The sequence below is a fragment of the Marinoscillum furvescens DSM 4134 genome (assembly GCF_003386095.1).
GTDB lineage: Bacteria > Bacteroidota > Bacteroidia > Cytophagales > Cyclobacteriaceae > Marinoscillum > Marinoscillum furvescens.
On sequence record NZ_QREG01000001.1, the window covers coordinates 1 to 11643 of the forward strand.

General features: G+C 46.2%; 13 protein-coding genes. 6 read left to right on the plus strand and 7 right to left on the minus strand.

Translation table 11 applies throughout. The features are described from left to right. Positions 1-476 (minus strand): helix-turn-helix domain-containing protein (locus C7460_RS00005; protein WP_185148281.1); only part of this gene is annotated, 476 nt, incomplete at its 3' end. A gap of 230 nt (positions 477-706) precedes the next feature. On the opposite strand from C7460_RS00005, the gene C7460_RS24200 reads away from it, so the two are divergent. The 6 genes from C7460_RS24200 to C7460_RS00045 all read left to right on the plus strand — a co-directional run bounded on the left by C7460_RS24200 (position 707) and on the right by C7460_RS00045 (position 4069). Continuing rightward, positions 707-964: an IS66 family transposase gene (locus tag C7460_RS24200; protein WP_115866013.1), complete on the plus strand. Its 258-nt coding sequence runs from the start codon at positions 707-709 to the stop codon at positions 962-964. A 32-nt stretch (positions 965-996) separates the two neighbouring features. Further along, positions 997-1224: a hypothetical protein gene (locus C7460_RS00020; protein ID WP_115866014.1), complete on the plus strand. Its 228-nt coding sequence runs from the start codon at positions 997-999 to the stop codon at positions 1222-1224. Continuing rightward, on the plus strand, positions 1209-1502 hold the full coding sequence (locus C7460_RS24495; protein WP_115866015.1) for a type II toxin-antitoxin system RelE/ParE family toxin: 294 nt from the start codon (positions 1209-1211) through the stop codon (positions 1500-1502). Before C7460_RS00020 ends, C7460_RS24495 begins: the two co-directional genes overlap by 16 nt. 396 nt (positions 1503-1898) lie before the next feature. Beyond that, the gene (locus C7460_RS00035; protein WP_115866017.1) at positions 1899-2657 is read left to right on the plus strand and encodes an SDR family NAD(P)-dependent oxidoreductase; all 759 of its coding nucleotides are present in this window, start codon (positions 1899-1901) and stop codon (positions 2655-2657) included. Positions 2658-2696: 39 nt separating this feature from the next. After that, positions 2697-3623 carry a helix-turn-helix domain-containing protein gene (locus C7460_RS00040; RefSeq protein WP_115866018.1) on the plus strand — a complete coding sequence of 309 codons (927 nt, stop codon included), beginning with the start codon at positions 2697-2699 and terminating at the stop codon, positions 3621-3623. A gap of 59 nt (positions 3624-3682) precedes the next feature. Further along, entirely contained in the window at positions 3683-4069 is a 387-nt protein-coding gene (locus C7460_RS00045) for a nuclear transport factor 2 family protein (RefSeq protein ID WP_115866019.1), read from the plus strand. A gap of 10 nt (positions 4070-4079) precedes the next feature. Here the strand turns inward: C7460_RS00045 and C7460_RS00050 are convergent, their stop codons facing one another. The 6 genes from C7460_RS00050 to C7460_RS00075 all read right to left on the minus strand — a co-directional run bounded on the left by C7460_RS00050 (position 4080) and on the right by C7460_RS00075 (position 11547). Further along, entirely contained in the window at positions 4080-4658 is a 579-nt protein-coding gene (locus C7460_RS00050; RefSeq protein WP_115866020.1) for a TetR/AcrR family transcriptional regulator, read from the minus strand. A gap of 83 nt (positions 4659-4741) precedes the next feature. Next, the gene (locus tag C7460_RS00055; RefSeq protein WP_115866021.1) at positions 4742-5497 is read right to left on the minus strand and encodes an SDR family NAD(P)-dependent oxidoreductase; all 756 of its coding nucleotides are present in this window, start codon (positions 5495-5497) and stop codon (positions 4742-4744) included. Between the two features lie 653 nt (positions 5498-6150). Next, positions 6151-8370, minus strand: a complete 2220-nt coding sequence (locus tag C7460_RS00060) for a GH92 family glycosyl hydrolase (RefSeq protein WP_115866022.1) — start codon at positions 8368-8370, stop codon at positions 6151-6153. Next, the gene (locus C7460_RS00065; protein ID WP_115866023.1) at positions 8367-9374 is read right to left on the minus strand and encodes an isoaspartyl peptidase/L-asparaginase family protein; all 1008 of its coding nucleotides are present in this window, start codon (positions 9372-9374) and stop codon (positions 8367-8369) included. The genes C7460_RS00060 and C7460_RS00065 overlap by 4 nt, the downstream gene beginning before the upstream one ends. After that, a complete protein-coding gene (locus tag C7460_RS00070) occupies positions 9375-10478 on the minus strand; it encodes a family 10 glycosylhydrolase (RefSeq protein ID WP_115866496.1) in 1104 nt (367 codons plus the stop codon). It lies immediately after the preceding gene. A 4-nt stretch (positions 10479-10482) separates the two neighbouring features. Then, entirely contained in the window at positions 10483-11547 is a 1065-nt protein-coding gene (locus C7460_RS00075) for a carbohydrate-binding family 9-like protein (RefSeq protein WP_115866024.1), read from the minus strand. Positions 11548-11643: the final 96 nt, after the last annotated feature.

Here is an 11643-nt window from a genome sequence, read left to right on the forward strand (position 1 = left end):
GTTTGCTTATCTACTACAGATAGCTTTTTGCCGGAAAAGTCAACAAACATCTCGTGACCTGCTTTGTGATCCAGCTTCATGGAGCCCTTTTCTCGCGCATATTTGGCACGATAGTGAGCCATAAACTGAGTGTAACTGTACGGGTAATTGCTAATTGCTCTATACTCCTGATAGTGATACTGAAAAGTAAACCCAGGGTGGAATCGCTGCTGGTGCGTTTGTTCTAGATAAATCATCAGCTCATTGAACCGATCATTATCGATAGTGGTCTTAACGGAAAATTGCTCTCGAAGTGCTGCCTGATCAAATTTCAAAAGCTCTTCTAAATTGTATTCGCTGCCCTTGAAGAGCTGAAGGTAGCGGTTGATCGTATTACGACTGATGCCTAGTAACTCGCCAATCTTGCGGTTACTGAGCCCATCAAGGTGAAGGGTTATGATCTGTTTTAAATCCATCGGGTCAAGGGTTTTTGACATATCAGCTCTTTTTAAAGCCGAGTATAAAACGCTTTCCCCAGAGTGGCACTGTTAGAACCGTGACGCAGGCCGTGAAAGTGGCACAGTCTGAACCGCGCCGCGTAGGCCGAAATCAATGGCACAGATGCACCGATAAAAGTGGCATAGTTAGAACCGTAATATCCACTTTGATAGCCTGTCGGGGCTTGTCCGCTCGCAAATGGATAAAGATCCTTTCAGCGGAGCGGTCTATGTGTTTATCAACAAACAGCGCAATAGAATCAAGCTACTCCACTGGTAAGGCGGTGGCTTTACCACTTGAATCTAACGAGATAGAACCTGAAGCAGAGCAACAAACCATCAGCTATACCAAGGAGAAGAAAGCCAAAAAGAAGCCCATTCGTATGGTACTTCCTGCCCACCTGCCTAGAGAGGAAGAAGTACTAGAGCCAGAGGATAAGCAGGACAATGCCGAAAAGCTAGACGTTAGATTTCATTCGAGGCTTTAGCAACTTTCAGCTCAACTCCATAACTTTATAAAATGAACGTCAAGGAAAGAATAAAAGAACGGGTTAACGACATCAACGACCCAAGGCTGTTGGACGAACTTTTGAAGGCCGTCGAATTGGAATATGAAATAGAACATGTAGAGGAACTAACAGACCTTGAGAAGAAAGCAATAGATGAAGGGATTTCTGACGCTGAAATTGGCAAACTTCACACTAATTCAGAAGCAAGCCAGCTTGTTAAGGAATGGCTAAAAAAGTAAGATGGACAACTCGATCAATTTCTGATCGGACGGACATTTACAGATATTGGCTAGAAAGGAATCAATCTGATTCATATCCTGAAAAACTTGAGCAACTGTTCGAGAAATCGGCAGAACTCATTTCAAACTTTCCAAATATTGGAATACGCACGGACTATCGTAATGTGTATTCAAAAGTAGTGCGGCATTACAAAATTTTCTATCGCATCGAACCTAATGAAATTCAAATTCTGAGAGTCTGGGATACTCGGCAAAATCCTAACTCAACTGGATTGTAAACGAAAATCTAACAATCGCTGAGCAGGAATGCGCCTAACTGCCCCTTTGCTGGTGTAAGTGCAATACATCACTCTGAATCAGCCGCGGGTAAAGGTTTGTACTTTTGCCATAGGCATGCCTGCGGCACTACCGTCTTCATCTCGCAGGATTTTTTCACTTTCTGAACCTGCCTAAGCCGGCAGCCGGCAAAGGCAAGTATACGGCGGACCAGGCGTCCCCGTTCACTGAATTTCGGGTTGTGTTTTACGGTAATAGGAAAGCATCGGTTCGTAGCTCCGTAGTAGTACGTCCCGCGGGCAATCACATTCAGATATAGACAAGCTATCCTTAGAATTGGAAAAGTTTTAGCATTTCTAATGGCCCAGTTTTGCATTGTAAAACAAACAATCACGAATATGAGCACTAAAATTGCAATCATAACTGGAGCGAGTCGGGGACTAGGAAAAGACATGGCACTAAACCTGGCAAAGGATGGCGTTCACATAGTGTTTACCTATCACAGCAACAAAGCAAAGGCCGATGAAGTAATAACTGAAATTGAAAGGTTAGGCTCGAAAGCAAAAGCATTTCAGTATGATGCTTCCAACCCAATTTCTGCGGAAAAATTAATATCTCAAGTCTCTGTTTACTTAAAAAAGCATCACGGAAATACCAGGTTTGATTTTTTAATCAATAATGCCGGTACAGGGTTATATAAAACCATCGAAGAAACTACAGTGCAGGACTTTGATGAAATGTTAAAAATTCACTTAAAAAGCGTATATTTCTTAACCCAGTCTGCATTACCACTCATGAAAGACGGAGGAAGAATTATTAATATTTCAAGCGGCCTTACACGATTTAGTTTTCCAGGCTCTTCGGCATATGCCATTATGAAAGGGGGAGTTGAGGTTTTTACGCGCTACCTTGCCAAAGAACTGGGAACAAGAAAAATATCTGCCAATGTAGTAGCTCCTGGTGCAATTGCTACTGATTTTGGTGGAGGCACCAACCGGTTTAACGAAGAAAAAAGAGCTCTTATCTCTAGCACAACTGCGTTGGGCAGAGTGGGCGAAGCAGCAGATATTGGCGGGGTGGTAGCATTTTTATGTTCAGCTCAGGCTGGTTGGATAAACGGACAACGTATCGAACTATCCGGAGGAATGCTTATCTAACTACAGGCATCATTATAAGGCAATAATTTTAATCTCAATATGGCACATCTACAACGATTCTCGAAAATCAGAGACTACCATAATTTTGCACATTTACCTCCTCCACAGCACCCCCTGATCAGCCTGGTGGATTACAGCAATGTACGGCATGAAACAACGTCTAAAAAGCTCAGTTTGGTCCATGATTATTACACCATTGGTCTAAAACGCAATGTCCCGTATAAGTTCTATTATGGACAGCAAGAATATGATTTTGATGAAGGCATTATGACTTTTGTCTCCCCAAATCAGGTAATCAGCTTGCAGGATAACCCAAATATTGGCACTGATATATCCTGCAAGCCCACGGGCTGGTTACTGTTCATTCATCCTGATTTTATGTGGAATACTCCGCTCGCGGAAACGATCAGATCCTATAACTTTTTCAATTACTCCACAAATGAGGCCCTTTTTCTATCGAAAAAAGAAGAGCGTACGATGGTTGATATCCTAAAAAGGATTGAACAGGAATATCAAACGAACATAGATAAGTTCAGTCAAAAAATTATCATCTCGCAAATAGAGCTTTTGCTTAGTTATGCTGAGCGTTTTTACGAACGACAGTTTATAACACGAAACAAACCAAACCACCTGCTTCTAAATAAAGTAGAAAATGTACTGTCCAAGTTCTTTAGTACAAACAGTTTTGCAGCATCTGGATTACCAAGTGTACAACAGGTCTCTGATGAGCTTAATATTTCTCCAGGCTATTTAAGCAATATGCTTAAATCACTAACAGGAATGAATACACAACAGCACATTCATAACAGACTAGTAGAAAAGGCAAAAGAACAACTATCAACAACACAACTATCTGTAAGTGAAATTGCATATAAACTGGGCTTCGAACACCCTTCGTCATTTAACAAACTGTTCAAAAGAAAAACCGAAATGTCTCCATCTGAATTTCGTAGGACTTTTAATTAAAAAAAACACAGCCGATACGACAGATACTTGATAGTTTTAAACAAACTTCCTTTTAGCTCATGAAACTCAACCTTACCCCGGACTGTGGCAATGCCCCAAAGAAGGAGCTGATCAAAAACCTAACTATCCACTTTGCGTCTTATGACCTAAAAAAGGCCATGCCCTACCTGGCAGATCAGGTGACATGGACACTGGTGGGTGAAGCACCGATCGTTGGTAAACAAAACTTTAGGGAAGCATTGGAAGCCATGAGTGGCAACAAGGCCTCGGAGCTGACCATCCATACGATCATCACCCATGGAAAAGAGGCTGCTGTAAAAGGAGAAATGCTCATGCAGGACGGAAGCAGTTTTGGGTTTGCTGATTTCTATGTATTTACCAGCGCTAAAGGTCAGCTGGTGAAGTCCATTGTATCTTATGTGATAGCCAAAGGCAACTCCATATAGCCCAGGCTGCTCACCCCAGCAATGAGAGCGTCAGATTAGCAGCTTCCAGGAGCTCATGTTTGCTGGTATGGATTTTCGTCACCACTAGTAAGCCATTGTAAGTAACGTAGAGCATGGAAGCCAACACACGCAGGTTTTTACCATCCAGTTGTCCGCTTTGCTGCCCTGTGTGCAAGTAGTCATAAAACAGTCTTTCGAATGCCAGACGATTAGCTTCCAAAATTTCCTGACAGCTTGCATCATTGGGTACCAGCTCGGTGGTGGTGTTTACAGCAAAACACCCCTTTTTATCTTTATCCTCCAGTGCCTCTTCAATGGCCTGAGCAAACAAGCGCGAAAATCCTTCTTTTACATCCGAATACTCATCAAATAGCTTTTTGATGGACTGGATGCTCTGCTTTCTATACAGTTCAAAAGACTGTTTGAATAACCTGTCCTTATCACCAAACGTATCGTAGAGGCTTGCCCTGTTAATGCCCAGATGGGCCACCAGATCCTGTACAGATGTAGCTGCATAGCCCTGCTTCCAAAACAACCTCATGGCTTTGGTAAGGACTTCTTCTTCATCAAATCGTTTCGTTCTGGGCATAAAAAACCTATGTGAAAGCGCAGCATTACGCTTTCACAAAGATCTTCATCTGGAACTTTCATTCCAAAATATTTGAAAAAAAATTAAGCAACCAGCGGATTTACATTCACTCCTCCATCGATGTTGTACTCACTACCGGTAATGAACCCAGCATCATCAGAAGCCAGAAATGCTACCAGTCGTGCAATCTCTTCAGGCTGTCCATAGCGCTTGAGTGGTATACGCTGCTGCATGGCAGCTCCCATGCCTTCCAGCTCCTCCTGTTTAAGGCCTGATTTCTCAAAAATGGGCGTGGCTATGGGACCAGGATTTACGGCGTTTACCCTGATCTGCCTGTGGGCCAACTCGGTAGCAGCCGTGCGCGTAAAGGAGTTTAATGCGGCTTTAGTAGCAGCATAAATTGCAGTATTTGGCATTCCGGTGTAAGCATTGATAGACGACAAATTAATGATGGAAGCACCATCATTTAGGATCGGCAGAAACTTCTCAGTTGTAAATACGGCACCTTTGAAATTTACCGCGATCTGATTGTCAAAAAGGGCTTCACTGAGCTGACCCAAAGGTGCCGGCTGAAACACTCCTGCATTGACAAATAACACATCCACCTTCCCGTATTGGGTGCTGATTTGCTCCACTAGCTGGTCGATATCAGTTAAGTTGCGCACATCAGCCACGATCCCGCTCACCTCCAGCTCTTGTGCTGCCGCTTTTACTTTCTCGGCATTTCGGCCAGTGATGATTACCGTAGCCCCCTGGCTTTTTAGCTCCCGGGCTGTGGCATAACCTATTCCGCTGTTGCCACCGGTAACCACAGCTAGTTTCTCATGTAGTTTACTCATTGTGAATTGTATTTAAGTGTGAAAATTGAATAACAGAACGATCATTCCATTTTTCAAACCTACACATAACAGAACGAACATTCCAAATAAAAACTTATTAATTCAAGACGAATCATTCTAACCAGTAGAAAGGTTACCTCAACTATTTCCCCAAAATCAACTCTTTACTTACCGTTAGAGCTCGTATTGACGATGGTTCATATGATTTTAACTTTTGGCACCCGAATCAACAGCCAATGGAGCATGATTTTCCAGTAAGAAGATGAAAACACTCATAACATCGAGGCGATAGATGTACTATCCCCAGGCAAAAAACAGAGGTGTAACTATCAGACTTTAAGGCTCAAAAAGCACTTCGGAATTACACCGAAATTCTGACTTGGACTTCAAGGTGACTTGGATATAAAAAAAGCCTGTTTGCGTTCCAAACAGGCTTTTCAATTCCCAACCAAGAATCCTTTATATTTCCCAACCACGGATTCTTAATGCTAAGATAGATCAGTGCCGTGCGCTCACCGACCCAACTCGGTGAAGTACTGCTTTACCTCGTTGGGATGGGTTGGTCATTCGTCAGTGTCTTGTTCGTTCAGGTCCTTAGCTAGACAGGTATATTCGGGATTGCCTTTACATAGGCTTAAAACCAATTCAAAGCTTCACTCCAACTCCATCTGCAATACTCCGCCATTCACCAGCTTTTCATGGTCGATGAAGTAGCCTTCGTGTGATGCTCCATCGAGTGTTACCTCGCGGATGTAGCCTTCGGGATTGCCTGTCCGCTCGATCACCAGCTCCTTTCCGGAGTAATAATCGCCATCCAGCGTGATAGTCACCCGATCAAACATGGGTGCTGTAAGGGTGTATACCGGATCTCCTGGCGAAATAGGGTAAATGCCCATCATGCTGTAAATCACCCAGGCAGACATGGTGCCGGTATCGTCGTTGCCCGGTAGACCGTCAGGGCTGTTTTTGAAGTATTCGCGTACGAGCTGGCGCACCCGCTGCTGACTCTTCCACTCTTCGCCCTTTACATAGTTGAACAGAAAAGGATAGGCAATATCGGGCTCGTTGGCCATGTCAAATTGCCCTTCGTCAAACACGCGCTGCAGCTGGTCAGCAAAGGGCTTCTCACCTCCCATCAGGTCGATGAGTCCATGTACATCATGCGTCACCATAAACGTATATTGCCAGGCATTGCCCTCAATAAACCCAACATTCTTCGCAAAGTTGGCACCGGCCGCTGGATCATAGGGCGCATACCAGCTGCCATCAGGGTTTTTAGGCCGAAGCAATTGCAGCTGCGCATCGTATAAGTTGCGATAGGAAATCGACTGCTTTGCAAACTTTTCATACTTCGGTTGGTCACCGAGCTCCTTTGCCAGCATGGCAATGGCATGGTCTGTAATGTTGTACTCCTGGGTAGTGGAAACGGGGCCAGCATTGGCGATAGTCAGGTAGCCATTAGACCAATATTCGCTGTTTCCCGGTCTTAGCGGGTTATCTTCCAGGGCCTCAGCACTCTTTTTCATGGCTTCATAGGCCTTCATCACATCAAAATCCTGAATCCCTCGAAGGTAGGTGTCGGTCAGCACGATGCCCGCGGGATCTCCCACCATGGTGGTGGTCTCGGTGGCATTTAGCTCCCACTTAGGTAGCCAGCCGCTCTCATCATAAATATTAAGCATGCTCTTCACCATATCGGATTGTTGGTCTGGGTAAAGCAGCGACATCAGGGGATGTAAGTTTCTATAGGTGTCCCAAAGGGAAAACACTGTAAAACGGGTTCCCTCGGTCTTCAAGGTCTCTCTTGTAGCCATTGCAGGGTACTCACCGTTGCAATCGTTGAGCGTGCTGGGGTGAATAAGCGTGTGGTAAAGTGCAGTGTAGAAGATGGTCTTATCGTCTTCCGAACCTCCCTCGACCTTCACACGAGAAAGCAGTTCGTTCCACTGGTCATTATTGGATTTGGAAAGCTCCTCGAAAGTGCGCCCACTCGTTTCTTTTCTCAGGTTTTCCCGAGCATTGGCTATGCTCACGTATGAAACCCCTACTTTCACCTCTACCTGCGTGGGCTGCTCAAAGCCATAACTAAAATAAACCCCCACACTATCGCCCAGCACTTCTTTGCGATAGCCTTTCATGATGCGCGTTTTGCCATTGTAAGGCATCCATTGCGCTTCGGGACCGGAATAGCGATGAGGTGTTTTCCATACCCCAAACTCATCAGCCGGATGGCTAAACTCTGCCACGAAATATACGGGATAGCTTTCTTCTGGTTTGTAATAACAAAACGACCCTACGGTACGCATTCCCTCTATTTCGGTCGGGGAAACCACCTTCACTGAGGCACCAGATTCGTTGGTAAGCCCTAATCCCAGGTTGAGCAAAATATTGGATTTACCTGCAGGAAACGAATATCTGGAAATGCCTGTACGAGTAGTAGCAGTCATTTCCGTCTCCACGTCATACCTGTCTAGCTTTACCCGATAGTAACCAGTAGCGGCCTCCTCATCGGAGTAGGTGCTACCATAAGCCAGGTGGTTGGTTTCCAGGTCACCTGTGGTAGGCATCAGTAAAATCACTCCCAGGTCAGGACAGCCCACACCGCTGAGGTTTACATGCGAAAAGCCCGTCAAAAAGGTGTTTTCGTAAACATAGGGGTTGGACAGCCAGCCAGCATCTTTTTCCAATACGTTTTGCTTACCCGCCACATTGAAAGGTGACACACTCACCATGCCCCGAGGAGCAATCGCTCCCGGATTGGTAGCGCCATAGTTGGAGGTACCTATAAATGGATTGACGTATGAGGAAAACTCTTGTGCACCAGCAATGCCTACACCACAGATGAGCAGCAACAAACCGAGTCCTCTGATCATTCTTCCCATGTCATTTTAAACGTCGCATCTTCAAGGCGCGTGCCTGACCCTTCATCGGTGACGGCATAGTTAAAGCCACTACGCAGGCTGTACCCACCGTATTCGCCGGCTTTGTTTACGGCGATAAATCCTACCTGCAGGTAGCTCATGTCTTTGTGGTTGATGTGTTTTTTGTGGATGCGCTCCACGATTTCTTTACATGCCTCCGCCGGTGACATGCCCTGCCGCATGAGCTCTACTACCATGGCACTACCTGCCGTACGTACGATGGCCTCCCCCAGACCAGTAGCAGCTGCAGCTCCTACTTCATTGTCCAGAAAAAGCCCCGCTCCTATGATGGGCGAGTCTCCTACCCTGCCATGCATCTTCCACGCTGCCCCACTTGTAGTACAGCCTCCTGACAAGTTGCCGTCAGCATCCAGTACCAGCATGCTGATGGTATCATGATTTTCGATGTTGATCACCGGCTCATATTTTGATTTTTTGAGCCATTCTCTCCAGTCATGCTCCGACTTGGCTGTGAGCAGGTTTTCTTGTTTGAAGCCCTGCTCCAATGCAAACTGTAATGCGCCAGATCCTGTGAGCATCACATGAGGTGTATCTTCAAGGACCTTTTTAGCCACCGCTATTGGGTGTTTGATGCCTTGCAAAAAGGACACCGAACCACAATCACTCTTATGATCCATAATACAGGCATCCAGAGTCACCTTTCCTTCCCGATCGGGCAGTCCTCCATAGCCCACGCTACGCACCTTTGGGTCGGCCTCCGATACGCCAACTCCCGCTACGATGGCATCCAGCGCACTAGCACCACTTTTGAGTTGCTGCCAGGCTTCATCGTTGGCCGCTAGGCCGTGATTCCAGGTGGATATGATCAATGGTTTAGTTCCGTTTTGGGCTGTAGCCGAAACGGGGCCTTTCGCTCCCATCACACCATGTAGCGCTGCCCCGGCCCCGATACTGCCCAATGCAGCTTTTTTGATAAATTCTCTTCTATCCGACATCTAGTTTTCTTTTGATGCTTTCACCACTTTAAGTTTTTCGTCCGTAAGGGAATTGGCGCTAAAGAATGCCACCCCACCGGCTCCATTGGCTTTGGCCTCTGCTATGGCCGTGTCCAGCTGTGCTGCGGAGAGTTCAGGCACGAATAGCCCTGTATGCAGACGGACGTCTTTCGCTTCCAAATCCTGAATGCCCTGCGCCGTGGCATAGCCAATCCAGTCCAGTTCTTCGTTGTAAAAATTATGATAAATCATGGGAAGCACATCATCGATCTTCCACTTATCCCAGCGCTGGCGCACCATATGATCGGCCATTTCCGGATAGGGAAACACCGCGGCGCTGAGCTGTTTGTCATAGCCATGCACCAAATCATAAGCTTCATTCACCAGCGTACGGATTTCATTTAATCGGAAGTTTTTCCACTCCATATCGATAGCCGGGTTGTCCATCAGGCGAGGGTCTTTGTGGTGCAAGGCTTTAAATTTGTTAACCGCCGCATCGGAGTAATCAAAGTCAAAATCAGGAAGCTCCTCTTCCTGCACCAGGTTGTATTTTGGCAGCAGCCCTATAGGCAAAAACACGTCCGGATAGCGGATATAATCTAAATGCACGCTGGTGACACCTTCTACCTTCACCAGCCCTTCCACCAGACTGAGGATATGGGCTCGAGCCTCGGGGTGACTCGGAGATAACCACTGGTAATATCCCACATAGGGCCTCTCGTCTGCATTAAAACAAGACTTTCCGCTCCGGCTCACCATGTACCACTCAGGGTGCTGCAATGCCACGGTATCTCCAGGACGATTGGTGGTAAACATCCAGGCATGCACTTCCAGGCCTGCATCGGTGGCCAGTGGTGTGATGCGTCGTAGTAATTCCGGGTCCGTTCCAGTATTGATTAAAATGGCGTCCAGCCCGTGAGCTTTCAGCTTCTGAAAGTTGGAGCTATAAGCTGAGTCGGACATGTCTGCCCGTGCGGTCATCCATGCCCAGTATTTAAATTTTTCTGCTTGTTCATCTACGGATGCTGCAGTGTTTTTTTCTTCGGTCTCACAGGCCATTATGGTAAACAAGGTCACCACCATGAGTAGCTTCAATAATCGCATAGTCTTATTTCGTTTCAATGTATTTTCCATCTTCTCTTACGCTGAGTGTTTTGCCTGTAAAGGGGCTTTTCATAGAGATATTCCAACCCAGGCTATGTACTTCCAGCCCTGGAGCAAGTGATTCACCTCCTACTTGCACATCAGTCTCCGCAAAGTCAGCTATTTCATTAGCCATTTTTTTATGTGCACGAATGTAGGCCTTGTGAGCACGGTATAGTTCGTAGAGTTTCCATTTGATAGGCTCATCTTCAGGAATGGTAAAATTTACATCTGAGCCAACCGGCTGAGTGGAGAAGTAGACATAACCCCACTGTTCTGGTTCATGCATGTTGATCACTCCCTGCGGAGACCACACCCAGTTATATTCTGGCAGGTAATTGCCGTTTTCATCTTGTTTTCGCTGATAGACTCCATCCACGAGTTGGTGGTCCCAGTTGACGCGCGAGAAATTCACTCGCCAAAACTGATCCTCAGGAGCTGCTTGATGAAAAAAGCCTTTGCGGTAAGCTTTCCATGGAATGGCTACCTCCAGTGTCCAGCCATTGTCCAGATCAGACGGGTCGTTGAGGGTGCCATCTACCTTCACCGCAGACTGTAACCCATGGATGTCCCAATCGTTGAGCACCAACCCACCGTTCCGATAGGGCTTGGTGATAAACAAATCCCAAACGGTGTTGAGGGCATTGATTTCGAGCTCATAGTAGTTGTGCGTATCGCCATCCGGGTCTACAAACACCTCAAAATCATTGTTGTAATAGACGATGGTATCACGCTTTACCAAATCGGCCCAAACGTGCGGCTCCTCCATTTGAGCGAGGATGTAAAAGTAGGTATCATCCCAGAGCATTTTGACCTGGGTTTGGTATCGGGGAGTTTTCACCCCTTCTATATCGATAAAGGGCTGCGTCCAGCTGGCTTGCTGCCAGTCGGCCTCATTGCCTACACCATCTATGAGCAGGGCTGTGCTCGTCCGATGGGCTACATAGGTTTGCGGCGTTTTGATGGGTTGGGCGCATGCCAGAGGCATGCAAAAAATGATGACAAGACATCTGATTAGGAATACGGTCATTAACAGAAAAATGGTTGAAAACAATCGCAAAACGTACACGAACGAAGCTGATCGTCATCAGCGCGTGTTGCTTGCTTCTGCTAATTTCAACTAATC